Annotated in this window: 24 protein-coding genes and 1 tRNA gene; 17 read left to right on the top strand and 8 right to left on the bottom strand. The window is 65.2% G+C overall.

Annotated features, from left to right (window positions below; translation table 11 throughout):
- The first annotated feature begins 153 nt into the window (after positions 1-153).
- From rpsF to AC4PTO_RS06400, 4 genes are all read left to right on the top strand, one after another.
- Entirely contained in the window at positions 154-525 is a 372-nt protein-coding gene (rpsF, locus tag AC4PTO_RS06385; RefSeq protein ID WP_492732896.1) for a 30S ribosomal protein S6, read from the top strand.
- A gap of 20 nt (positions 526-545) precedes the next feature.
- On the top strand, positions 546-773 hold the full coding sequence (rpsR, locus tag AC4PTO_RS06390) for a 30S ribosomal protein S18 (RefSeq protein WP_068765176.1): 228 nt from the start codon (positions 546-548) through the stop codon (positions 771-773).
- Positions 774-785: 12 nt separating this feature from the next.
- On the top strand, positions 786-1,364 hold the full coding sequence (gene rplI, locus AC4PTO_RS06395; RefSeq protein ID WP_492732897.1) for a 50S ribosomal protein L9: 579 nt from the start codon (positions 786-788) through the stop codon (positions 1,362-1,364).
- Between the two features lie 121 nt (positions 1,365-1,485).
- Positions 1,486-2,541, top strand: a complete 1,056-nt coding sequence (locus tag AC4PTO_RS06400) for a PQQ-dependent sugar dehydrogenase (RefSeq protein WP_492732898.1) — start codon at positions 1,486-1,488, stop codon at positions 2,539-2,541.
- A gap of 69 nt (positions 2,542-2,610) precedes the next feature.
- Here AC4PTO_RS06400 and tig read toward each other — a convergent pair whose 3' ends face one another.
- Positions 2,611-3,945 (bottom strand): trigger factor, encoded by a 1,335-nt coding sequence (gene tig / locus AC4PTO_RS06405; RefSeq protein ID WP_492732899.1) that lies wholly within the window; start codon positions 3,943-3,945, stop codon positions 2,611-2,613.
- 312 nt (positions 3,946-4,257) lie between these two features.
- On the opposite strand from tig, the gene AC4PTO_RS06410 reads away from it, so the two are divergent.
- On the top strand, positions 4,258-4,518 hold the full coding sequence (locus AC4PTO_RS06410) for a YMGG-like glycine zipper-containing protein (protein WP_492732900.1): 261 nt from the start codon (positions 4,258-4,260) through the stop codon (positions 4,516-4,518).
- Positions 4,519-4,618: 100 nt separating this feature from the next.
- On the opposite strand, the gene chrA is transcribed toward AC4PTO_RS06410, so the two are convergent.
- The 3 genes from chrA to AC4PTO_RS06425 all read right to left on the bottom strand — a co-directional run bounded on the left by chrA (position 4,619) and on the right by AC4PTO_RS06425 (position 7,572).
- Positions 4,619-5,911, bottom strand: coding sequence for a chromate efflux transporter (chrA, locus tag AC4PTO_RS06415; RefSeq protein WP_492732901.1), 1,293 nt, complete (start codon positions 5,909-5,911; stop codon positions 4,619-4,621).
- A gap of 3 nt (positions 5,912-5,914) precedes the next feature.
- Complete coding sequence (locus tag AC4PTO_RS06420) at positions 5,915-6,733, bottom strand: chromate resistance protein ChrB domain-containing protein (RefSeq protein WP_492732902.1); 819 nt, start codon at positions 6,731-6,733, stop codon at positions 5,915-5,917.
- Positions 6,734-6,885: 152 nt separating this feature from the next.
- Positions 6,886-7,572 carry an ArsR/SmtB family transcription factor gene (locus tag AC4PTO_RS06425; RefSeq protein WP_492732903.1) on the bottom strand — a complete coding sequence of 229 codons (687 nt, stop codon included), beginning with the start codon at positions 7,570-7,572 and terminating at the stop codon, positions 6,886-6,888.
- A gap of 74 nt (positions 7,573-7,646) precedes the next feature.
- Here AC4PTO_RS06425 and AC4PTO_RS06430 point away from each other — a divergent pair, with 74 nt between their 5' ends.
- From AC4PTO_RS06430 to AC4PTO_RS06440, 3 genes are read left to right on the top strand one after another with little or no spacing between them, the layout of a single operon-like run.
- A complete protein-coding gene (locus tag AC4PTO_RS06430) occupies positions 7,647-7,970 on the top strand; it encodes an NIPSNAP family protein (protein ID WP_492732904.1) in 324 nt (107 codons plus the stop codon).
- Positions 7,967-8,314 (top strand): antibiotic biosynthesis monooxygenase family protein, encoded by a 348-nt coding sequence (locus AC4PTO_RS06435; RefSeq protein ID WP_492732905.1) that lies wholly within the window; start codon positions 7,967-7,969, stop codon positions 8,312-8,314. The genes AC4PTO_RS06430 and AC4PTO_RS06435 overlap by 4 nt, the downstream gene beginning before the upstream one ends.
- Before the next feature lie 23 nt (positions 8,315-8,337).
- Positions 8,338-9,288 (top strand): DMT family transporter, encoded by a 951-nt coding sequence (locus AC4PTO_RS06440; RefSeq protein WP_492732906.1) that lies wholly within the window; start codon positions 8,338-8,340, stop codon positions 9,286-9,288.
- Here AC4PTO_RS06440 and AC4PTO_RS06445 read toward each other — a convergent pair.
- A tRNA-Leu gene (locus AC4PTO_RS06445) sits at positions 9,267-9,351 on the bottom strand. The genes AC4PTO_RS06440 and AC4PTO_RS06445 overlap by 22 nt on opposite strands.
- Before the next feature lie 62 nt (positions 9,352-9,413).
- Positions 9,414-10,988: an NAD(P)H-hydrate dehydratase gene (locus AC4PTO_RS06450; RefSeq protein ID WP_492732907.1), complete on the bottom strand. Its 1,575-nt coding sequence runs from the start codon at positions 10,986-10,988 to the stop codon at positions 9,414-9,416.
- 172 nt (positions 10,989-11,160) lie between these two features.
- Between AC4PTO_RS06450 and AC4PTO_RS06455 the strand changes: the two genes are divergently transcribed.
- Together AC4PTO_RS06455 and glnA are read left to right on the top strand one after the other, a co-directional pair.
- Positions 11,161-11,499, top strand: a complete 339-nt coding sequence (locus tag AC4PTO_RS06455) for a P-II family nitrogen regulator (protein ID WP_492732908.1) — start codon at positions 11,161-11,163, stop codon at positions 11,497-11,499.
- A gap of 61 nt (positions 11,500-11,560) precedes the next feature.
- Positions 11,561-12,970 carry a type I glutamate--ammonia ligase gene (gene glnA, locus AC4PTO_RS06460; protein WP_492732909.1) on the top strand — a complete coding sequence of 470 codons (1,410 nt, stop codon included), beginning with the start codon at positions 11,561-11,563 and terminating at the stop codon, positions 12,968-12,970.
- 56 nt (positions 12,971-13,026) lie between these two features.
- Here glnA and AC4PTO_RS06465 read toward each other — a convergent pair whose 3' ends face one another.
- Positions 13,027-14,094, bottom strand: coding sequence for a lysine-2,3-aminomutase-like protein (locus AC4PTO_RS06465; protein WP_492732910.1), 1,068 nt, complete (start codon positions 14,092-14,094; stop codon positions 13,027-13,029).
- 181 nt (positions 14,095-14,275) lie between these two features.
- Here AC4PTO_RS06465 and AC4PTO_RS06470 point away from each other — a divergent pair, with 181 nt between their 5' ends.
- The gene (locus AC4PTO_RS06470; protein WP_492732911.1) at positions 14,276-14,851 is read left to right on the top strand and encodes a YceI family protein; all 576 of its coding nucleotides are present in this window, start codon (positions 14,276-14,278) and stop codon (positions 14,849-14,851) included.
- 74 nt (positions 14,852-14,925) lie between these two features.
- Here the strand turns inward: AC4PTO_RS06470 and AC4PTO_RS06475 are convergent, their stop codons facing one another.
- A complete protein-coding gene (locus AC4PTO_RS06475) occupies positions 14,926-16,122 on the bottom strand; it encodes a cytochrome b/b6 domain-containing protein (RefSeq protein ID WP_492732912.1) in 1,197 nt (398 codons plus the stop codon).
- Positions 16,123-16,269: 147 nt separating this feature from the next.
- Between AC4PTO_RS06475 and fabD the strand changes: the two genes are divergently transcribed.
- The 6 genes from fabD to mltG all read left to right on the top strand — a co-directional run bounded on the left by fabD (position 16,270) and on the right by mltG (position 21,652).
- On the top strand, positions 16,270-17,199 hold the full coding sequence (fabD, locus tag AC4PTO_RS06480) for an ACP S-malonyltransferase (RefSeq protein WP_492732913.1): 930 nt from the start codon (positions 16,270-16,272) through the stop codon (positions 17,197-17,199).
- A gap of 153 nt (positions 17,200-17,352) precedes the next feature.
- On the top strand, positions 17,353-18,090 hold the full coding sequence (fabG, locus tag AC4PTO_RS06485) for a 3-oxoacyl-ACP reductase FabG (RefSeq protein WP_492732914.1): 738 nt from the start codon (positions 17,353-17,355) through the stop codon (positions 18,088-18,090).
- Between the two features lie 174 nt (positions 18,091-18,264).
- Positions 18,265-18,498, top strand: coding sequence for an acyl carrier protein (locus AC4PTO_RS06490; protein WP_096434201.1), 234 nt, complete (start codon positions 18,265-18,267; stop codon positions 18,496-18,498).
- Positions 18,499-18,576: 78 nt separating this feature from the next.
- Positions 18,577-19,128: an RNA 2',3'-cyclic phosphodiesterase gene (gene thpR, locus AC4PTO_RS06495; RefSeq protein WP_492732915.1), complete on the top strand. Its 552-nt coding sequence runs from the start codon at positions 18,577-18,579 to the stop codon at positions 19,126-19,128.
- Positions 19,129-19,223: 95 nt separating this feature from the next.
- Positions 19,224-20,486 carry a beta-ketoacyl-ACP synthase II gene (gene fabF / locus AC4PTO_RS06500; protein WP_492732916.1) on the top strand — a complete coding sequence of 421 codons (1,263 nt, stop codon included), beginning with the start codon at positions 19,224-19,226 and terminating at the stop codon, positions 20,484-20,486.
- Positions 20,486-21,652 carry an endolytic transglycosylase MltG gene (gene mltG / locus AC4PTO_RS06505; RefSeq protein WP_492732917.1) on the top strand — a complete coding sequence of 389 codons (1,167 nt, stop codon included), beginning with the start codon at positions 20,486-20,488 and terminating at the stop codon, positions 21,650-21,652. The genes fabF and mltG overlap by 1 nt, the downstream gene beginning before the upstream one ends.
- Positions 21,653-21,687: the final 35 nt, after the last annotated feature.

Consider the following 21,687-nt stretch of genomic DNA (forward strand, 5'->3'; position numbering starts at 1 on the left):
TGAAAGGGTGGGGATTGCGCTTGCATCGGGGCGGGGTTTTCCCTAAGAACCCGCATCCTTTCCGCATTTGCGAAACCGGCGTGGCCTCTCGTGGCGGGGCGTGGAAAGGGTGACCCGCCTATGAAGCGCGCCCGAAGAGACAGAGGAGCACACATGCCGCTTTACGAGCATGTCCTTATCGCGCGTCAGGACCTTTCCAACGCGCAGGCCGAAGGCCTTATCGAACATTTCACCACCGTACTCGCGGATAACGGCGGCAAGGTTGTCGAGAACGAGTATTGGGGCGTGAAGACCATGGCCTACAAGATCAACAAGAACCGCAAGGGGCATTATGCCTTCCTGAAATCGGACGCGCCCGCCGCGGCCGTTCAGGAGATGGAGCGCCTGGCCCGTCTGCATGACGACGTGATGCGCGTTCTGACCGTGAAGGTCGAAGCGCATGAAGAGGGCCCCTCGGTCCAGATGCAGAAGCGCGACGAGCGTGAAGGCCGTCCCGAGCGCGGCGAACGCCGCGAGCGCCGTTGATCGCTGAGAGGAGCTAAGACATGGCAAACAAACCGTTTTTCCGTCGTCGCAAGGTCTGCCCGTTCTCGGGCGAGAACGCGCCGAAGATCGACTACAAGGATGTGCGTCTGCTTCAGCGCTACATCTCCGAGCGCGGAAAGATCGTGCCTGCGCGCATCACCGCCGTTTCGGCCAAGAAGCAGCGGGAACTGGCCCGCGCGATCAAGCGCGCCCGGTTCCTGGCCCTGCTGCCCTATGCCGTGAAGTAAGGAGAGACCCCGATGCAAGTCATCCTTCTGGAACGTGTGGCCAAGCTTGGCCAGATGGGCGAAGTCGTGAATGTCCGCGACGGTTATGCCCGCAACTTCCTGCTGCCGCAGGGCAAGGCGCTGCGCGCCAACGAGGCCAATATCGCCTCGTTCGAGGCCCGCAAGGTGCAGCTTGAGACCCGCAACCTGGAGACCCGCAAGGAAGCCGAGGCGCTGGCCGACAAGCTGAACGGCGAGGTCTTCATCGTGATTCGCTCGGCCTCGGATGCCGGTGCGCTTTACGGTTCGGTTACGCCGCGCGATGCCGCCGATGCCGCGACCGCCGCGGGTTTCAGCGTCGACAAGAAGCAGGTCGCGCTGAAGGCGCCGATCAAGGAGCTGGGTCTGCACGAGGTGCATGTGATCCTGCACCCCGAGGTCGACGTGTCGGTCACGCTGAACGTCGCGCGCTCGAACGAAGAGGCCGAACTTCAGGCTTCGGGTAAGTCGATCCAGGAACTGGCGGCCGAAGCCGAGGCGCAGGCCGAGTTCGAGATTGCCGAACTGTTCGACGAGATCGGTGCGGCGAACGAGGACGAAGGCGAAGCCTGAGCCCTTCGGGCCATCACGAAAGCACACAGAGGCCGCGCCCTTCGGGGCGCGGTTTTTCGTTGAGGGCTGGAAAAGTCGGCCCCATCCGCTACCTTCGGGAAAGACCGAACCGGAGGTAATGATGCGCGCGATCCGGGTTGCGATGCTGGCATGGATGCTGGCGCTTCCCGCCCTGGCGCAAGGGGCGGACAACAATGCGGGCGGGCGGGAGGCGGTTGCCCCGGCCTTCCGGCAGGACATTCTTGCGCGCTTTGACACGCCCTGGGCGATCGCGCCGCTGCCCGGGGGCGGGGCGCTGATTACGGAAAAGCCGGGTGGTTTGTGGCATGTGACCGCGACGGGCGGGAAGACCCGGATCGGCGGGGTGCCGCAGGTCGAGGCGCGGGGGCAGAACGGCCTGCTTGACGTGGCGGCCGGGCCGGACGGGCGGATCTGGCTGAGCGCGGTGGTGCCCGGCGCGCCGGGCGGCGATCTGGCCCTGCTTTCGGCCCGCCTGGGGGCGCAATCGCTTGAGGATCTGCGCGAGCATTGGCGCCAGGAACCCGGCGGCGGGGGCGGGCAACCCGGCGGGATCATTGCCTTTTTGCCGCAGGGAGATCTGTTCCTGACGGTCGGAGACAGGATGCGCCCGGAGGAGATGGGGCCGGGGATCCTGCGCGGCGTGATCCTGCGTTTTCCCGCCGGGGGCGGGGCGCCCGTGGTGCATTCGCGCGGGCACCGCAACCCCTACGGCCTTGTCTTCGACGACCAGGGGCGGCTTTGGGCCCATGAGATGGGGCCGCGCGGCGGGGATGAGCTGAACCTGATCCGCGACGGTGCGGATTACGGCTGGCCCGCGGTATCGAACGGTCGCCAGTATAGCGGCTGGCCCATTCCTGACCATGCCACGCGGCCGGAATTCGCGCCGCCCGCGCTTTACTGGACGCCGGTCATCGCACCGGCGGGGATGGTGTTCTATGAGGGGGCGGATTTTCCCGACTGGCGCGGCAACCTGCTGATCGGCGGGTTGCGCAGCCGGGCGCTCGTGCGCGTGGGGATCGACGCGGACGGCCGCGCGCAGGAACTGGAGCGTTTTGCCATGCAGCGGCGCATCCGCGATGTCGCGGTGATGGCCGATGGCGCGCTTTGGGTGATCGAGGACGACAATCCCGGCGCGCTGATCCGCATCACGCCCTAGGCGTCCGGCGCCATGAAAAAGGGCCGCATCCCGAAGGTGCGGCCCTTTTCCTGTCGGGCGGATACCGCCTTAAAGCTCGTCAAGCGCTTCGATGGCCTTTTGCAGGTCGTCCTTGGAGACTTCCTTCTCCGAGACCTTGGCGCCGGCGATGATGAAATCCACCACCTTGTCCTCGAAGATCGGCGCGCGCAGTTGCTGCTGCATCTGCGGGTTCTGCTGCACGAATTCGAAGAAGGCGCGTTCCTGCCCCGGATACTGGCGGGCCTGGTTCATCACGGCCTGGGTCATCTCGGAATCGGTGACCTCGATCTTCTGGGCGCGGCCCAGTTCGGCCAGCAGAAGGCCAAGGCGCACGCGGCGTTCGGCCAGGGCCTTGTGCTCGTCGGTGGCTTCGATCGAATCGTGGTTGTGATCGTGCACGTCGGGGTTTTCCTCGTGCCACAGCTGATGCGCGATCTGGCCTGCCTCGGCCTCGACCAGCGAGGGGGGCAGCTCGAACTTCACCTTCGCGTCAAGCTGATCGAGCAGCCCGCGCTTGAGAACGGCGCGCGCGGCACCGCTGTATTCGGCCTCCAGACGCTCGGCGATCTGGCCTTTCAGCGCGGCCAGATCCTCGGCGCCGTAGCGCTTGGCCAGTTCGTCGTCCAGTTCGGCGGGCTTGGGGGCCTTGACCGCCTTGACGGTGCATTTGAACACCGCGTCCTTGCCGGCCAGGTGTTGGGCGCCGTATTCGGCGGGGAAGGCCACCTTCACTTCGACATCCTCATCGGCCTTGGCGCCGACAAGCTGATCCTCGAAGCCGGGAATGAACGAGCCCGAGCCGAGCACGAGCGGATAGTCTTCGCCCTTGCCGCCCTCGAACGCCTCGCCATCGACGAAGCCCTCGAAGTCGATCACGACCTGATCGCCGTCCTTGGCCTTGGAGCCTTTCTTGCGGTCCTCGAAGTTCTGCGCGTTCTTGGCAAGGTTCTCGAGCGCCTCGGTCACGGCGGCGTCCTCGGCCTTGACGACCATGCGCTCAAGCGTGATGTCGCCCAGGTCGACCTCGGGGATCGCGGGCAGGGCCTCATAGGCGACGGTCACGACGACATCGTCGCCCTCTTTCCAGTTCTCGCCGCCTTCCATCTCGATCTTGGGCTGAAGGGCGGGGCGATCGCCGCTTTTCTCGAAATGCTCGGACATGGCGGCGTCGACAAATTCCTGCATCGCATCGCCCAGAACGCGGGCGCCGAACTGTTTGCGCAGCATCGGCAGCGGAACCTTGCCCTTGCGAAAGCCCTTGATCTCGATCTCGGGCTGCGCCTCGAGCAGCTTTTCGGTGACTTTGGCGTCGAGTTCGGCGGCGGCGATGGTGATCGTGTAGCCGCGCTTGAGGCCTTCGTTGAGGGTCTCGGTGACCTGCATGGGGTTTCCTCTGTTCTGCTGTCGGGCGGCGCAAGCGCCTTGATGCTAAATCAGCCGCCCTTCTATTGGCCGCGCGCCTTGGAAGCAAGGCGAAAACGGGCAAATGCCGCGCGCTTTTCGCCCCAAATCGCACCATGCGCCGATGCGCGGGGTTTCGCCGGGGGAAAGGCGCGCGCGCGAATATCCGCCGCTTTTCCCTTTCGCGCACGGCACCGTGTTTTGTCGGGTCGGAACCATGCGGCAACTGTTGCGTTGGGATGCAGCATTGCCGAGGTGGCGATGGATCAAGGCCCAAACCACAGGAGAGACACGATGAAAAAGATCCTTCTTGTTCTGCCTTTCGCCGGGCTCCTTGCCGGTTGTGAAACGCCGCAGCAGACCGCGCTTGCGGGGGCGGCCACGGGCGCGGCGCTTGGCGCGGCCGTTTCGGGCGATGACGACCGGCTGGCCGGTGCCGCGATCGGCGGCACGCTTGGTGCGATCGCCGGCGATTATGTCGGGCGCACTCAGGATGGCAACCAGTGTATCTATCGCGATGCCTATGGTCGCGAATACCGCGCCGCCTGTCCGTAAAACATGACCGGTCTTGGTGTTGCAGGCGGTGGGGCCGTAGGCCCCACGCCTTGCGGCACCGGCCCCTCTTGGGGATTTCGCAAGCCCGTGTTGGCGTTCGTTATAAAAGAAACCCCAAGGCGATACCCAACAAGGATGAGGCCCCCAATATCCTGATGATGCCCCAGTGCAGTTGGAAGGCCAGAACACAACTGAGGGCGAACAGAACCACGGCGCGCCACTCGACCGAGGACAGGGTGGGCGACCAAAGCGCAAGCGGACCCCAGCCCCGCCTTGTGACCTCCGCGAAGAGAACATGGAGTGCGAACCAGATCGAGAGGTTAAGGATCACGCCCACCACGGCAGCAGTGATCGCCTTGAGGGCGCCACGCAGTCTGGGCTGGTTCGAAATCCAGTCGATATAGGGAGCACCGACGAAAATCCAAAGGAAGCACGGCGCGAACGTTACCCAAAGCGCCACGAGGGCGGCGGCGAAACCAAGGGGCAGGCCGCCTTCCCTGAACCCTGCCAGAAACCCGACAAACTGGGTCACGAGGATCAGGGGGCCGGGGGTCGTTTCGGCAAGGCCGAGCGCGTCGACCATTTCCCCCGCCGTCAGCCAGCCGAACTCTACCACTACGTCCTGTGCCATGTAGGCGAGGACGGCATAGGCGCCGCCGAATGTCACGACGGCAAGCTTGGAAAAGAACGCCCCGATCTCGATCAATATCGGGTTCGCGTCCAGAACCATGAGCACTAGGAATGGCAGCGCCCAGACACCCAGCCAGATTGCCACCGTGCCGATCGTCCGGCCTGTCGGAACGGGCCTGGGTGTCTCGGTTTCGGGGGCGGTTTCAGGGCTGGCCGTCAGCCATCCGAAGAGCGCGGCCAGCAGAACGATCAGCGGGAAGGGGATCGACAGAAAAAAGATGCCGGCAAAGGCCAGCCCGGCAATCATCCAGTGCACCCGCTTCGAAAGGGCTTTCTTCGAGACGCGCAAAAGCGCCTCGACCACGATCACGAGAACTGCGGCCTTGATCCCGTAGAACAGGCTTTCCACAAGCGGCACATCGCCCAGAAGAGCGTATATCGTGGCAAGCGTCATGATGACAGCGGCACCGGGTATCACGAACAGCAATCCCGCGATCAATCCGCCAAGGATGCCATGAAGGCGCCAGCCGGCATAGGTTGCCAACTGCATCGCTTCCGGTCCGGGCAGCAGCATGCAGAAACTGAGTGCATTCAGGAATTGTTGCTCGGTCAGCCATCTTCTGCTCTCTACGATTTTCTTGTGCATGAGGGCGATCTGCGCGGCCGGACCACCGAAAGAGAGGACGCCGATCTTCCACCAGACACGGGTGGTGTCGGCGAGGCTTGGCCCTTCGGATGCCGGGGTGTCTGCGGGATGTGACATCGTTCAGGCCCGCGTCGATGCCGCAGGCCAATCGTGACATTCCCCGGTGGCATCCCTCGCCCAACGGTAAAGCGCATCGTAAAGCAGCATCCCGGCCTCGAGTTGTTCGAGGTCGTCGCGGAACATGCGGGACAGACCCAGCGACGCCGCCAAAAGCCCGGCCGCCTCGGGCGCAAGGTCGTGCCTGTCGGTATCCGCGCCGCGCACGATCGTGGCAAGCCGGTCGAGCGGTTGGTGGTCGATCCCGAATTCCTCGATCATCGTGTCGAAGGTGCATGCCGCGCCGCGATGGCTCCAGAATACATCCTCCATGTCGAATGGAGTCGCGCTGAAACGATCGGCGACATTCAACACCTGCGATGGCGAGACGAACAGGAACTGGGCCCGCGGGTCGACAAATCGGCGGATGAGCCAGGGGCAGGCGATGCGGTCGATCTTCGGGCGGTGGCGGGTCACCCAAAGGGTGCGGCCATCCGCATCGCGTGGCGGCAGTTTTGCGGCCGGCACCATCGGTTGTCCCGCATCGCGCCAGGCAAAATGCCCACCTTCAAGCACCTCTGCCCGGACCCCTTCTGTCCGCAGAATGGCGGCCGCTCCCTGGCTGATCTTCAGCCCTTTCTGGCAATAGACGACGACCGCCCTGTCACCGAGTTCCGGTAAAAGCCCCGCCACCGCGTCGAACGGGTGGCGCAATGCCCCGGGAACAAGGCGTGGGTCGGCATCGAAATCTTCGTCCAGGCGCAGATCGAGCAGGACGGGACATGCCGGTGTGCCCATTAGTCGGGCCAGGGTCGATACGGTGATCTCATTGTAAGACGCCATGAAGCACCCTCCCTGCAAGTTCTAAATCAGAAGGATGCAAGATTGGGCTGGCGCCTCACGGGGTTCTTGCCTACCCCTGCTCCCTCAGAAATAGCACAGGTGTCATATCTGTCAAACCCGGAAGGGTCTTCGCTGCGCAGTGACTGGAGGGATCACCGGCTGACCGGAAACATTACGTCGAACGCCTTTGCGCCCTTGGCCGAAAACGTCACGACGCGTGTTTTCTGGTCCCGCTTTGCCCAGGACAGTTCCTCGAAACGGCCGAGGAACGCGCGGCCCAGGCTTCCTGCCAGATGCGATCTGCGCTCGCTCCAGTCCAGGCATTCCCGGCAGAGCGGGGCGCGGGCCTTTCGCAAACCGTCGATGTCGATCTCGAAACGTTCGGCAAAGGCTGCGCCCGCCTTTGTCAGCACGATATGTTCGCCGTCATGCCTGAGGTATTCCTGCGCGATCAGGCTGTCGAACAGCTGCGTTCCCTTGTCGCCGGCCAGATGATTGTAGCAGACGCGGGCCTGGCGCAGTTCTGCATCCCTCGGGCCGATGCGTTTGCGCAAATGTCCCGACCCGGCCGCAAGCCCCATCAACCCTTCGAGAACATGTGCGACATCGTCGCTCGCAAGGCCGAAATACTTGTGCCGTCCCTGCTTTCTGGGGCGCAGCAACCCGCCCTCGTCAAGCTTCGACAGGTGTGAACTGGCCGTCTGGATCGTTACCCCGGCCTCTTCTGCAAGTTCGCTTACCGTCAGGGCCTTCCCGCTCATGAGGGCGGTCAGCATGTTGGCGCGCGCGGGATCGCCGATCAGCGCGGCGACGCGGGCAATATCGGGGCCTTCTTTCATCCTTCGACAATAATCGAAGTATTGGCTGCTCGCAATGCTCTAGTCTGCCGGAAGACATCCCGAAGGAGACAGCCATGCTGACCTGTATCATCCGCTACCACATCGACCCGGCGAAGAAGGCCCAGTTTGCGGAATATGCCCGCAACTGGGGGCAGGCCATCCCGCGCTGCGGCGCTGATCTGATTGGCTATTTCGCCCCGCACGAAGGGTCTTCGACACTTGCCTACGGCATCTACAATGTCGCCAGCCTTGCGGAATACGAAGCCTATCGTGCCCGTCTGGCGGACGACCCGCTGGGCCGCGAGAACTATGCCTTCGCCCAGAAGGAGAGATTCCTGCTGCGTGAGGACCGGACATTCCTGAAGCTTGCCTCGGCTCCGCATGGAGAGCGGGCATGATCGCGGTGATCTTCGAGGTCGAACCCGCCGACGGGCGAAAAGAGGAATACCTCGGCATCGCCGCCGAAATGCGCCCCTTGCTGGACGAGATCGAGGGCTTCATCTCGGTCGAGCGGTTCCAGAGCCTGACCGATCCGCGCAAGATCCTGTCGCTTTCCTTCTTCGAGGATGAGGCGGCCATCGAACGCTGGCGCAACCTGAGTGCGCACAGGACGGCGCAGGAAAAAGGGCGCGGCGGGGTCTTTGACGATTATCGTCTTCGTATCGCAAGCGTCATTCGGGATTATGGCATGTTCGACCGCGCCGCGGCCCCGTTCGATAGCCAAAGGGCCCACCGGCCATGAATTCGGCCATACTGCGGACCGAATTGCCGCTGCTGGGGCTTTTGGCCCTCCTTTGGGGGGCGTCCTACCTGTTCATAAAGGTGGCAGTGGCCGAAATACCGCCTGTCACGCTCATTGCATTCCGTGTTCTGGGGGCGGCGGTCTTCCTGTTGCTCATCATGCGCGGCCGCGCCGAGACATTGCCGCGCGATCTGCGCACATGGCGGATGCTTCTGTTGCAGGCCGTGTTCAACAGCATTGGCGCGTGGACGGTTCTGGCGTGGGGGCAACAATATGTCGATGCCGGCCTCTCCAGTGTCCTCAACTCGACTTCTCCGATCTTCGTCTTGCTGATAACGGCATTTGTCACACGTCATGAAACGCTTGGGGGGCGAAAGCTGGCAGGGGCCGCCCTTGGTATAGTCGGCGTGATCCTTATTGTGGGCGTGGATGCGCTGCGTGGCCTTGGTCATCAGGTCGCCGGGCAAATCGCCTGTCTCGTCGGGGCCGCGCTTTATGCCGGTGCAGCCATCTATGGAAATCGCTTTGGCCATATCGGTGCCGTAGCGACCGCGACGGGAACGATGATCTGGGCATCGATGGTTCTTGTCCCGCTTGCTCTGGTGCTGGAGCGCCCTTGGACATTGTCACCGGGTTTCATGGCGATTGGCGCGGCGGTTGTCTTGTCGGTTGCCTGCACCGGTGTTGCCCTTCTGATCTATTTCCGTCTGGTCCGAACCCTTGGGTCAATGGGTGTGGCCAGCCAAAGCTACCTTCGCGCGGGGATCGGCGTGATCCTGGGAATGGCGTTTCTGGACGAGAGTTTCTCGTTTCCCGTGGGTCTTGGACTGGTTGCCGCCATCGCGGGGGTCGTGCTGATCAACTGGCCTAGGCCACGAAGCAAACCAAGGCCTTTTGTCGAAGCGACCGGGGCAGGCGGTGAGGCATCAAAGCGAAACCCGGTGATTTCAAATGGTGCGGGTGGAGGGACTTGAACCCCCACGCCTTACGGCGCCAGAACCTAAATCTGGTGCGTCTGCCAATTTCGCCACACCCGCATCGGGGGGCCTTCTAGCAAGGCTCGCGCCGTGTGGCGAGTGGAAAAACGTGCTCCCTCGGGTTACAGGCCGAGCGTGCGGAAGACCGCAGGCAGTTGCTCGGGCAGATCCTCGGAGATCAGGCCTGGGCCAAACTGCCGGGCGCATTGCACATGCAGGACCGTGCCGGTTCCGGCCGCCTCGAACGGGGAAAACCCGCGCGCCAGAAGGCCGGTGATTAACCCCGCCAGAACATCGCCCGACCCCGCCGTGGCCAGCCAGGGCGCCGCCCCGGTGCCCGTGGCCGAATGGATCGCGGCCGCGCCGGTTCCATCGGCAATCACGGTATCGGGGCCCTTCAGCAGAACGGTGCAGCCCGCACGGCGGGCGGCCGCGCGCACCGCATCGAGGCGCGAGACGGCGGGCCCCCGCAGGGGCGGGGCCTGAAGCTGCTTGGCCAGATCGGGGAAGAGGCGGCGGAATTCGCCCATATGCGGGGTCAGCACGGCGCCGGCATGCAGCCGGGCGAAAAGCTGCGCGGGGTCATCGGCAAAGGCGCTGAGTGCATCGGCATCCAGAACCGTTGCACGCCGTGAGGCAAGCGCGACCGGCACCAGGGCGCGGGCGGCATCCTGTCCAAGACCGGGGCCAAGGCACAGCGCGTTCAGGCGCGCATCCACAAGCAGATCCCCCAGTGCCGCGGGGTCGGAAAGGGGTGCCAGCATGACGGCGGTCAGCCGGGCCGCGTTCTCGGCCAGGGCGGCCTCGGGGCAGGCGAGGGTGACAAGCCCCGCCCCCACCCGCAACGCAGCCCGCGCCGCAAGCCGCGCCGCGCCGCCCTTGCCAGGCCCCCCCGACAGGACAAGCGCATGGCCGTGGGTGTATTTGTGCCCGCTTTCGCGCTTGTCCAGCTGGTGTGCCGAAAGCGTGTCCGGGCCGATCTGCTGAAGCGGCGCGCCGGTCTTCCCGGCGGGCGCAAGGCCGATGGACTTGACGACAAGCCGGCCGCAATGGCGCGGCCCTTCCGCCAGAAGATGGCCGGGTTTCGGGGCGTGGAAGGTGACGGTCAGATCCGCCACGCATCCCGGCGCGTCCGGTTCGGCAGGCCCCTCGGGGCGCAGCATGCGGCCGCTATCGGCATCAAGGCCGGAGGGGATGTCGATGGCGACGCAATGCCGGGCCAGCCTTCCGCCGGACTGGGCGGCGAAGACACCGCGCAGATCGTCTGCCAGCGGGCGGGTCAGGCCGATCCCGAACACTGCGTCGATGAACAGGCTGTCCGTGCGGCCGGGGCCGGTGCGGCAGGTCTTCAGAAGCGCCGTGAGCGAGGGGACGGGGTGGTCCTTTGCCCATCGGTCGTAATTCGTCCGCGCGTCGGGGGGCAACGTGTTGGCGGTGCCATAAAGATAACAGTCGACCTGCCACCCCATCGCCTCCAGCAACCGCGCGACCACGAAGCCGTCGCCCCCATTGTTGCCCGGCCCGCACAACACCGAGGCCGTTCCGGGGGTGGTTTCCAGCTCTGGCCAATGCTCGAAGATCGCCTCGACGACCCCGCGTCCGGCGCGTTCCATCAGTTCCAGCCCGGAAACCGCACCGGAGGAGATCGCGGCCTCTTCAACGGCGCGCATTTGGGCGCTTGTCAGTATTTCGCTCATTTTCCAGCCGTAAATGTTTTCAAAACGCCGCATAAAAGCGCGAGAAGCACAAAAAACAGGCATGACGCCGGGAATCCGGATGCAACTCTTGCCGTGCCGAGGCTAGCCGATTGCGGGGGGGCGGCGAAAGTGGTGTGAGGGTGCGACACGCACCAAAGGGGGAGTCGGCGGCATGAAGAAAGTTGAGGCGATCATCAAGCCCTTCAAGCTCGATGAAGTCAAAGAGGCGCTGCAAGAGGCCGGCATCCAGGGTCTTTCGGTGATCGAGGTGAAGGGGTTCGGCCGCCAGAAGGGCCATACCGAACTTTACCGCGGGGCCGAGTATGTCGTGGACTTCCTGCCCAAGGTGAAGGTCGAGATGGTGCTGCCCGACGACATGGTCGAACCGGCGATCGAGGCAATCATCTCGGCGGCGCGCACCGAAAAGATCGGTGACGGCAAGATCTTCGTCTCTCCGGTGGAACAGGCGATTCGCATCCGCACCGGCGAAACGGCCGACGACGCGCTCTGAACAATTTCGAATTCGGGCCATCCGGCCCGCGGACCCATGCTCAACGAAAGGGTAAAGTCACATGAGCAAGATCAAGGACGCTCTCAAGCTGATGAAGGAAGAGGAGGTCGAATATGTCGACATCCGCTTCACCGATCCGAAAGGCAAGCTGCAACACGTCACGCTGGTGGTCGATCTGGTCGACGAGGACTTCTTTGAAGAAGGCTTCATGTTCGACGGCTCTTCGATCGCGGGCTGGAAATCCATCGACCAGTCGGACATGAAGCTGATCCCGGATGCCGGTTCGGTCTATATCGACCCGTTCTATGCCGAAAAGACGATGTGCGTGCATTGCAACGTGGTGGAGCCCGACACGGGCGAGCCCTACAGCCGTGACCCGCGCGGCACCGCGGCCAAGGCCGAGGCCTACCTGAAAAGCTCGGGCATCGGCGATACGGCCTATTTCGGCCCCGAGGCCGAGTTCTTCATCTTCGACGACGTGCGCTATTCGGTGACGCCGGGCAAGGTGGCCTACCAGATCGACGCCGAAGCCGCCGCCTGGAACACCGATACCGAAATGGAAATGGGCAACCTGGCCCACCGCGCCGATCACAAGGGCGGCTATTTCCCGGTGAACCCGGTCGACGAGGCGCAGGATCTGCGCGGCGAGATGCTGTCGACCATGAAGCGCATGGGCATGAAGGTCGACAAGCACCACCACGAAGTGGCGACCTGCCAGCACGAGCTGGGCCTGATTTTCGGCGGGCTGACCGAGCAGGCCGACAACATCCAGAAATACAAATACGTCATCCACAACGTGGCCCATGCCTATGGCAAGACCGTGACCTTTATGCCCAAGCCCATGAAGGGCGACAACGGCAGCGGCATGCATGTAAACATGTCGATCTGGAAAGACGGCAAGCCGCTGTTCGCGGGGGACAAATACGCCGACCTGTCGCAAGAGGCGCTGTATTTCATCGGCGGCATCCTCAAGCACGCCAAGGCGCTCAATGCGCTGACCAACCCGGCGACGAACAGCTACAAGCGCCTCATCCCCGGCTTCGAGGCCCCCGTTCTGCGCGCCTATTCGGCCCGCAACCGGTCGGGCTGCGTCCGTATTCCGTGGACCGAGTCGCCCAAGGCCAAGCGCGTGGAAGCCCGCTTCCCCGATCCCTCGGCGAACCCCTATCTTGCCTTTGCGGCGCTGCTGATGGCCGGCCTTGACGGCATCAAGAACAAGATCGACCCGGGCCCGGCCTCGGACAAGGATCTTTACGATCTGCCGCCCGAAGAGCTCGCCGCGATCCCGACCGTCTGCGGCAGCCTGCGCGAGGCGCTGGAGGCGCTGGAGGCCGATCACAACTTCCTGCTGGCCGGCGACGTGTTCACCAAGGACCAGCTTGAGGGCTACATGGCGCTCAAGTGGGAAGAGGTCTACGCCTACGAACACACGCCGCACCCGATCGAATACAAGATGTATTACTCGTGCTGAGATCGGGCACGGAGTGACGCGAAAGGGCGCCCCGCGGGGCGCCCTTTTTCATGGGCTCAGCGCGCGGGGTCGCGGTAGCGGTGGGTCTGCCCGCGCGGATCGCGCAGCAGGTGCGCGCCGGGCTCGGTCTCGGGCTGAACGTAGTCCGGCCCGATCGGAACCTTTCCGTATCCGCCAGGAATATCAATAACATAGCTTGGCAGTGCCAGGCCCGAAAGCCGCATGCGCAGGCGTTCCATTATGGCTTGCCCTTCGGCAATGGTGGTGCGGAAATGGCCGGTGCCGCGCGCAAGGTCGCAGTGATGCAGGTAATAGGGTTTCACGCGCAGCGCGATCAGGGCGCGAAACAGCGCCTCGAGCGTGTCGGCATCGTCGTTCACGCCGCGCAGGAGCACGCTTTGGGACAGAAGCGGAATGCCCGCATCGACAAGCCTGCCAAGCGCCGCGCGGGCTGCGCCGGTCAGTTCCTGCGCGTGATTGGTATGCACCACGACATGGCTGGCGGGATGGCGCTTCAGCGCGCCGATCAGGGCGGGGGTGATGCGTTCGGGCGCGACCACGGGCACGCGGCTGTGCACGCGCACCACGCCCAGATGCGGGATGGCGCAAAGCCGCCGCATCACGTCATCCAGCCGCCGCGCCGACAGGACCAGCGGATCGCCGCCGGTCAGGATGACCTCGAAGATCGCGGGGCGGGCGGCGATATAGTCGAGCGCGGCTTGCAGCTCGGCCTCGGGCAGGGCGCCGTCAGCGCCGACGGTCTCGCGCCGGAAGCAGAACCGGCAATAGACCGCGCAGGTCTGGGTGAGGTGCACGATCACGCGGTCGGGGTAGCGATGCGTCAGCCCCGGCACCGGGCTGTGGGTGGCGTCTCCGATCGGATCGTGCAGCTCTTCGGGGCGGATCTGCAATTCGCGGGCATCGGGCACGAACTGGCGCGCGACGGGATCGGCGGGCGGCGTGTCCGGCGCGATGGCCGCGTGCATTTCGGGCGTCAGGCGGATGCGGAACTCCTGCGCCACGGCCTCAAGCCCGGCGCGCGCGTCTGGCGGCGCAAGGCGGGCTTGCAGCAGGTCGTCCACGCTGGCGATGGCGCGGCTTTGGGGGGCGGGGGTGTCGGGCATCGGTGTCATGTCGCTGGGGGGAATGCCCTCCTAGCCGCAAGACGCGCGCGTTTCAATGGTGCGCAAGGGCCCTGGGATCCGTGCATGAGCGAACAGCCTCTGTTTGGTGGCGGTGAATTGAGTGACCGGGGCGGGGACGGCATGTTCCCGCGTGCAACGCATTCACCAAGGAGTTTTGCGAATGAAATCCGTTCTTCTGGCCGCCGGTCTTGCCTTCGGCCTTGCCTCGGCTGCCGCCGCCGCCCCCGAGACCTATACGCTCGATCCCAGCCACAGCCAGATCGTGTTCAGCTATAGCCACCTCGGGTTCTCGACCACGACGGGCATGTTCTCGGGGTTCGAGGGCACGATCCGGTTCGATGCCGAGGATCCGGCGGCCTCTTCGGTCGAGGTGGCCTTCCCGACCGCCTCGCTGATCACCGGCTGGGATGAGCGGACGGCGCATTTCCTGACGGCCGATTTCTTCGGCGCGGAAGAGGCCCCGGAAATCAGCTTCACCTCGACCGCGATTGAGGTCACCGGCGAGAAAACCGGCAAGATCACCGGCGATCTGACGATCAACGGCATCACCAAGCCGGTCGTGCTGGAAGCCGAGATGACGCAGATGGGCGAGCATCCGATGGCGAAGGCGCCCTGGGTCGGCTTCAACGCCACCACGACGATCGTGCGTTCGGATTTCGACATGGGCCAGTTCGCGCCCTTCGTCGGCGACGAGGTTTCGGTCTTGATCTCGATCGAGGCGATGAAGGCCGAGTAAGCCGGCTCCGTCAGGGAAAAAGTGAAAGGCCGCCGGGGTTCGGCGGCCTTTTTCATGTGCGGGTTGCGGCGCGCTCAGTCGGTGCGCCGCGCGTCCAGCACCGCCCGGACCGTGACGCCGAAGCCCACGGTCAATTCGTCGCCATAGCTGACCCCCATCCCGAAATCGCGCCGATCCAGGGTCAGTTGCCCTTCCATATGCGCGTTCCCCTCTGCAAGCTCGAGCGTGAAGGGCAGGCGCACGGGCAGCTCCACCCCGCGCAGGCTCAGCGTGCCGATGGCGGCGAAGCTGTCACCCTCGGGCGCGATATCGGCGCGGAACAGGGCGGCGGGATGGGCTTCGGTATTGAAGAATTCCGGCCCCCTGGCCTGATCCGTGACCGCGCCAAGCGACAGCGTTGCCGTATTGATCGTCACGAGGACGGACCCGGTGCCGGTTTGCGGATCGAAGGCGATCTCGGCGGTCCAGTTGGGGAAGCTTCCGGTGACGGCGCTGCCCATTTGCATCACCTCGAAGGACAGGCTTCCGCCCTGCACCTGCCAGTTGCCGCCTGTCTCGGCCTGTGCCTGGGACTGCGCGGCGGGCGGCGGGGCCGCGGCATCCGAGGGGCGCGCCGAAAGGGCGCCGTAACTGATGACGCCGGCCCAGAGCAGAAGTGCCGCGACGGGGGCCAGAACGCTTGCCCTCCGGATCAGGGCGGGGCTGCCGGCGGCGATGCCGCGCGTCATCCGCCCCAGCGTCGCGTCCCGGTCGATCAGCACATGTTTCAATGCGCCAAGGATGTGCAGCACAAGCGTTCCGTAAAGCACCCAGCCCGCTAGGTGGTGCACATGGCCCGACACCCGCGCCAGCGATTCGGAGGGGCCGACCAGCACGAGGCCTTGCCCAAAGGGCCACAGGATCGGCGCGAATCCGGGCTGGGCCGCGTGATGCACCCAGCCCGAGAGGGGCAGGACCACGATCGCCGCATAAAGCGCCCAGTGCACCGCCGCCGCGGCGAAGGTCTCAAGCCGTTTCTGGGGATGCAGCGGCACCGGATGGGGCTGCACCAGCGCCCAGAGGATGCGCAGCAGGGCCGCGGCAAAGGCGGCCATGCCAAGCGTCTTGTGCAGCGAGAAGATGCGGATCGCCGCCGCGGCCTCGGTCTCCGAGCCGGTGGGCATGTTGTTGGCATAAAGCCCGAGGACCACGGCGCCCAGGATCAGAAGCGCCACCAGCCAGTGCAGCGCGCGGGCCAGGATGCCGTAGCTTTGGGTCGTGTTGGTCAGCATGTCGGTTCGCCTGTAAGGGATCGTTCGCGCGGAAAATAGGGCGTGCGCGCCCACCGGGCCATGCCGCGCGGTGCACAGGGGCTGTGCGCGGGCGGTTGTGTGAACGCCCGCGCCGCGCTAGATCGGGGCTGGTTCAAGGAGGATGGCATGAGCAGGGCATTCGTATTTCCGGGGCAGGGCGCGCAGACGATCGGCATGGGGCGGGCGCTGGCCGAGGCCTATCCGGCCGCGCGCGCGGTTTTCGACGAGGTGGACGCGGCGCTGGGCGAAAAGCTGTCCGCGCTGATCTGGGAGGGTCAGATCGAAGAGCTGACGCTGACCGCGAATGCGCAGCCCGCGCTGATGGCGACCTCGCTTGCGGCGATGCGCGCGCTTGAGGCCGAGGGGGTGGGCGTGGAAACGGCCGCTTTCGTGGCGGGCCACAGCCTGGGTGAATATTCGGCGCTCTGTGCCGCGGGCGCACTGAGCCTGTCCGATACCGCGCGGCTGTTGCGCCTGCGCGGGCGGGCCATGCAATCGGCCGTGCCGGTCGGCGAGGGCGCGATGGCCGCGCTTTTGGGGCTGGATTTCGAGACGGCGGCCGCCGTCGCCGCGGAGGCCGCGCAGGGCGAGGTCTGCCAGGCCGCCAATGACAACGATCCCGCCCAGGTCGTGGTTTCGGGCCACAAGGGCGCGGTCGAGCGCGCGGTCGAGATTGCCAAGGGCAAGGGCGCCAAGCGCGCGCTTCTTCTGCCGGTCAGCGCGCCGTTCCATTGCGCGCTGATGCAGCCCGCCGCCGACGCCATGGCCGAGGCGCTGGCCGGTGTCACGATCGCGGCGCCGGCCGTGCCGGTGGTGGCCAATGTTCGCGCCAAAGCGGTCAGCGATCCGGAAGTCATCCGCGAATTGCTGGTGCGCCAGGTGACCGGCTCGGTCCGGTGGCGGGAATCCGTGGCATGGATGGCCGCGCAGGGCGTCACCTCTTTCTGGGAGGTCGGCGCGGGCAAGGCGCTGTCGGGCATGATCCGGCGCATCGCCAAAGAGGCCGAATGCAAGGCCATCGGCACCCCCGAGGATGTGGCCGCCGCGATCGCCTGAACCGGACGCGTTGCCGGATCGCGCGGGGCGTGCGTGCGATTCGGTCCACAATACCCTGGGTGGTGTTTGCGCCCATAGGCGGTGCAAACCGGTGGAAATGGCCCCGATGCGCTGTTAAGGAGGCGCATCATTTGGCATTGGATGAGGGGCCTCATGTTCGATCTGACAGGGAAATGCGCGCTGGTGACCGGTGCGTCGGGCGGCATCGGCGGCGATATTGCGCGCGCGCTTCATGCGGCCGGGGCCACGGTCATCCTGTCCGGCACGCGCGAGGCGCCGCTGCGCGCGCTGGCCGATGAGCTGGGCGCGCGCAGCCATGTCGTGACGGCGAACCTGTCGGACCCGGCTTCGGTCGAGGCGCTGCCGAAGGCGGCTGCGGATGCGGCCGGCGGGCTCGATATCCTTGTCAACAATGCGGGCATCACCCGTGACGGCCTGCTGATGCGCATGTCCGACGAGGACTGGCAATCGGTGATCGATGTCAACCTGACCTCGTCTTTCCGGCTTATGCGGGGCGTCCTGCGCGGCATGATGAAGGCGCGCTGGGGCCGGATCATCAACATCACCTCGATTGTGGGGCAGACGGGCAACCCCGGCCAGGGCAATTACAGCGCGGCGAAGGCGGGTCTTGTGGGGCTTTCGAAAAGCCTTGCGCAGGAAGTTGCCAGCCGCGGCATCACGGTAAACTGCGTGGCCCCCGGCTTCATCGCCACCGCGATGACCGAAAAGCTGAACGAGGAGCAGAAAGCCAAGATTTCCGGCCAGATTCCGGCCGGCCGCATGGGCACGCCCGACGAAATCGCCGCGGCGGTCCTGTATCTGGCCAGCCCCGAGGCGGGCTATGTCACCGGCGCGACGCTGCATGTGAACGGCGGCATGACGATGGTTTGACGCAGGTCTGGACGCTTGCGAAACGGCTTGCCTTGAGGCATGACTGTGCTATAGGCGGCGTGACTGGCCGGAGGGCTATGCCCGTCGGCGGCCTTGCGAAAGCGGGGCGCTTGAGCCGCTCGGAATGAGCAAGGAAGTGACAGGGCGCAAGGCCCTCGAATTTGAGGAATTGACATGAGCGACATCGCAGATCGCGTGAAAAAGATCGTCGTGGAGCATCTGGGCGTGGAAGAAGACAAGGTCACCGAGACCGCGTCCTTCATCGACGATCTGGGCGCCGACAGCCTTGATACCGTTGAACTGGTCATGGCGTTCGAGGAAGAATTCGGGATCGAGATCCCCGATGACGCCGCCGAAACCATCCAGACCTTCGGCGACGCGGTGAAGTTCATCACGGAAGCCTCCTGATCCTTTCGGGATCGGATGCATGCGGCGCCCAATGGGCGCCGCTTTGCATTTGGGGCACCGGCCAGACGCGGAGGAGGCATGCGGGCATTCGTGGCGCTTGATCTGCCCGAGCCGGTGGTCGATGCCATCGGGGCCTTGCAGGAATGGCTGCCGCTTGGCCGCCATGTGGCGCCCGACAACCTGCACCTGACGCTGGCCTTTCTGGGAGAGCAGCCCGACGGCGTTATCGCCGAGGCCGATGCCGCCTTGCAGGGCCTGCGCCTTCCGGCCTTCGAGCTTTCGCTGTGCGGTGTCGATGTGTTCGGGGGGCCGGCGCCGGGGCTGGTCTTTCTTGGGGTTGCCCCCAACCCCGCGCTGGGCGCGCTGCATCACAAGGTCATGGGCGCGTTGCGCGGCGCGGGGCTTGGGCTTGGGCGCGTGCGCTTCCGCCCCCATGTCACGCTGGCGCGGCTGCCGAAACGGCTTGGCGCGGGGGATCGTGACCGGCTGGGCCAGTTCCTGGCCGCGCATGCCGATCTGCGCCTGCCGCCGTTCCGGGTTGGGCATTTCACGCTTTACCGCTCGACCCTCGGGCGGGGGGCGCCCTTTCACGAGGTGCTGGCGGACTATCCGCTGGGTGCCGGAACATAGGCAAAGTTCGACGCAGTGCAAAGCGCATCAGTTGCACGGTTCCCCGCCCGCGTGTATCAACTTGCCGACAGAGAAATTACCTGAAGAGGTGGGGCATGCGTCGGGTCGTAGTCACGGGTTTGGGGATGGTTACACCGCTTGCGTGCGGTGTGGAGGAAACGTGGGCGCGGCTGGTTGCGGGGCAATCGGGCGCAGGGCCGATCACGCGGTTCGACACCTCGAACGTGGTGACGAAATACGCCTGCGAGATCCCTTATGGCGATGGCAGCGACGGTACCTTCAACCCCGATGACTGGATGGAGCCGAAAGAGCGCCGCAAGGTCGACGATTTCATCCTTTACGGGATGACTGCGGCCGAACAGGCGGTGCGCGATGCGGGCTGGATGCCCGAGGACGAGGAAAGCCGTCTGCGCACCGGCGTCATGATCGGCTCGGGGATCGGCGGGCTGAGCACGATCGCGGAGACCGCGGTCCTGATCAAGGAAAAGGGCCCCAAGCGCGTGTCGCCCTTCTTCATTCCGGGGTCGCTGATCAACCTCGTGTCGGGGCAGGTTAGCATCCGCTTCGGCTTCAAGGGGCCGAACCATGCGGTGGTGACGGCCTGCTCGACCGGGGCGCATGCCATCGGCGATGCGGCGCGGCTGATCGGCCTTGGCGATGCGGATGTGATGGTGGCGGGCGGGGCCGAGGCGCCGATCTCGGAAATCGGGATCGCGGGGTTCAACGCCTGCAAGGCACTGTCCACCAAGCGCGAGGATGAGCCGCAAAAGGCCAGTCGTCCCTATGACGCGGACCGCGACGGGTTCGTCATGGGCGAGGGCGCAGGTGTCGTGGTGCTTGAGGAATATGAGCACGCCAAGGCGCGCGGCGCGAAGATCTATGCCGAGGTTCTGGGATATGGCCTGTCGGGCGATGCCTATCACATCACTGCCCCGTCCGAGGATGGCGATGGCGGCTTCCGCTCGATGAGTGCCGCGATCGCGCGCGCGGGCATCAATGCGGCGGATATCGACTATATCAACGCGCATGGCACCTCGACCATGGCCGACACGATCGAGCTGGGCGCGGTGGAGCGGCTGATGGGCGATGCTGCCGCAAAGGCCACGATGTCCTCGACGAAATCGAGCATCGGGCATCTTCTGGGCGCGGCGGGCGCCGTCGAGGCGATCTTCTGCGTGCTAGCGATCCGCGACCAGATCGCGCCGCCGACGCTGAACCTTGAAAACCCGGCCGTTCAGCCGAAGCTGGACCTTGCGCCCTTGAAGGCGGTCAAGCGTGAGATCAACGTGGCGCTGTCCAACAGTTTCGGCTTTGGCGGAACCAACGCCAGCCTGGTGCTGGGCAAGGTTCGCGGCTGATGTGGCGTAACATCGTATCGAACTTCTTGACGCTTCTGGTGGTGATCCTGATCGCGTTGGGCGGTCTTGCGGCTTGGGCCAAGCGTCAATACGACCAGCCGGGCCCGCTTGCGCAGGCGGTGTGCCTTCAGGTCAGGCCGGGGGCCAGCCTGTCGGCAGTGTCCGAGGATCTGGCCGAGCTGGGGGCGGTCTCGTCGCCCTATATCTTCCGTGCGGGTGCCGACTATACGGGCAAGGCGGACGATCTGAAATTCGGCTCTTACCTGATCAAGCCGAATGCGACCATGGCCGAGATCGTGGATCAGGTGACGGCGGGCGGCCCGTCGACCTGCGGAACCGAGGTGAACTTCCGCATCGGCGTGAATGCAACCGACATGATCCTGCGCGAGCTTGACCCGGCCTCGGGGCGCTATGAGGAGAAGGCGAAATTCGACCCCGCCACCGAGGCGGCACCCGCGAATTTCGTGGATGAGGCGGCCCGGCCCGACGTGCGGCTGCGCGTGACACTGGCCGAGGGCGCGACCAGCTGGCAGGTGGTCGAGGCACTGAAACGTGCCGATTTCCTGAGCGGCGAGGTTGCCGGGCTTCCCCCCGAGGGAAGCCTTGCGCCCGACAGCTACGAAGTGTCGCGCGGCTCCGAGCGCGCGGCGCTTCTGGCCGAGATGCAGCGCCGTCAGGCCGCCACGCTGGAAGAAGCCTGGGCCGGCCGCGCCGACGGGCTGCCCTATCAGACGCCGGAAGAGGCGCTGATCATGGCCTCGATCGTCGAGAAGGAAACCGGCGTCCCCGAAGAGCGCCGGCAGGTCGCCAGCGTCTTCGTGAACCGGCTTGAGCAGGGCATGAAGCTGCAAACCGACCCCACGGTGATCTATGGCGTGACCGGGGGGCAGGGCGTTCTGGGGCGCGGGCTGCGCCAGTCCGAGCTGCGGCGCGAAACGCCCTACAACACCTATGTCATCGACGGCCTGCCGCCGACGCCGATCGCCAATCCGGGGCGGGCCTCGATCGAGGCCGCGCTGAACCCCGACAGCACGAACTTTCTGTTCTTCGTGGCCGACGGGTCCGGCGGGCATGCGTTCGCCGAAACGCTGGACGAGCATAACCGCAACGTCGCGCGCTGGCGCGAGATCGAGGCGCAGCAATCCCAGGGCGCATCGGGGAACTGAAACGGGAAACCCGGCATGTGCCGGGTTTTTTTCAT

This window comes from Rhodobacter maritimus (assembly GCF_058747975.1).

Coding starts and splice junctions, on each gene's coding strand:
- rpsF (WP_492732896.1), top strand. CDS start 154: ATGCCGCTTTACGAGCATGTCCTTATCGCGCGTCAGGACCTTTCCAAC.
- rpsR (WP_068765176.1), top strand. CDS start 546: ATGGCAAACAAACCGTTTTTCCGTCGTCGCAAGGTCTGCCCGTTCTCG.
- rplI (WP_492732897.1), top strand. CDS start 786: ATGCAAGTCATCCTTCTGGAACGTGTGGCCAAGCTTGGCCAGATGGGC.
- AC4PTO_RS06400 (WP_492732898.1), top strand. CDS start 1,486: ATGCGCGCGATCCGGGTTGCGATGCTGGCATGGATGCTGGCGCTTCCC.
- tig (WP_492732899.1), bottom strand. CDS start 3,945: ATGCAGGTCACCGAGACCCTCAACGAAGGCCTCAAGCGCGGCTACACG.
- AC4PTO_RS06410 (WP_492732900.1), top strand. CDS start 4,258: ATGAAAAAGATCCTTCTTGTTCTGCCTTTCGCCGGGCTCCTTGCCGGT.
- chrA (WP_492732901.1), bottom strand. CDS start 5,911: ATGTCACATCCCGCAGACACCCCGGCATCCGAAGGGCCAAGCCTCGCC.
- AC4PTO_RS06420 (WP_492732902.1), bottom strand. CDS start 6,733: ATGGCGTCTTACAATGAGATCACCGTATCGACCCTGGCCCGACTAATG.
- AC4PTO_RS06425 (WP_492732903.1), bottom strand. CDS start 7,572: ATGAAAGAAGGCCCCGATATTGCCCGCGTCGCCGCGCTGATCGGCGAT.
- AC4PTO_RS06430 (WP_492732904.1), top strand. CDS start 7,647: ATGCTGACCTGTATCATCCGCTACCACATCGACCCGGCGAAGAAGGCC.
- AC4PTO_RS06435 (WP_492732905.1), top strand. CDS start 7,967: ATGATCGCGGTGATCTTCGAGGTCGAACCCGCCGACGGGCGAAAAGAG.
- AC4PTO_RS06450 (WP_492732907.1), bottom strand. CDS start 10,988: ATGAGCGAAATACTGACAAGCGCCCAAATGCGCGCCGTTGAAGAGGCC.
- AC4PTO_RS06455 (WP_492732908.1), top strand. CDS start 11,161: ATGAAGAAAGTTGAGGCGATCATCAAGCCCTTCAAGCTCGATGAAGTC.
- glnA (WP_492732909.1), top strand. CDS start 11,561: ATGAGCAAGATCAAGGACGCTCTCAAGCTGATGAAGGAAGAGGAGGTC.
- AC4PTO_RS06465 (WP_492732910.1), bottom strand. CDS start 14,094: ATGCCCGACACCCCCGCCCCCCAAAGCCGCGCCATCGCCAGCGTGGAC.
- AC4PTO_RS06470 (WP_492732911.1), top strand. CDS start 14,276: ATGAAATCCGTTCTTCTGGCCGCCGGTCTTGCCTTCGGCCTTGCCTCG.
- AC4PTO_RS06475 (WP_492732912.1), bottom strand. CDS start 16,122: ATGCTGACCAACACGACCCAAAGCTACGGCATCCTGGCCCGCGCGCTG.
- fabD (WP_492732913.1), top strand. CDS start 16,270: ATGAGCAGGGCATTCGTATTTCCGGGGCAGGGCGCGCAGACGATCGGC.
- fabG (WP_492732914.1), top strand. CDS start 17,353: ATGTTCGATCTGACAGGGAAATGCGCGCTGGTGACCGGTGCGTCGGGC.
- AC4PTO_RS06490 (WP_096434201.1), top strand. CDS start 18,265: ATGAGCGACATCGCAGATCGCGTGAAAAAGATCGTCGTGGAGCATCTG.
- thpR (WP_492732915.1), top strand. CDS start 18,577: ATGCGGGCATTCGTGGCGCTTGATCTGCCCGAGCCGGTGGTCGATGCC.
- fabF (WP_492732916.1), top strand. CDS start 19,224: ATGCGTCGGGTCGTAGTCACGGGTTTGGGGATGGTTACACCGCTTGCG.
- mltG (WP_492732917.1), top strand. CDS start 20,486: ATGTGGCGTAACATCGTATCGAACTTCTTGACGCTTCTGGTGGTGATC.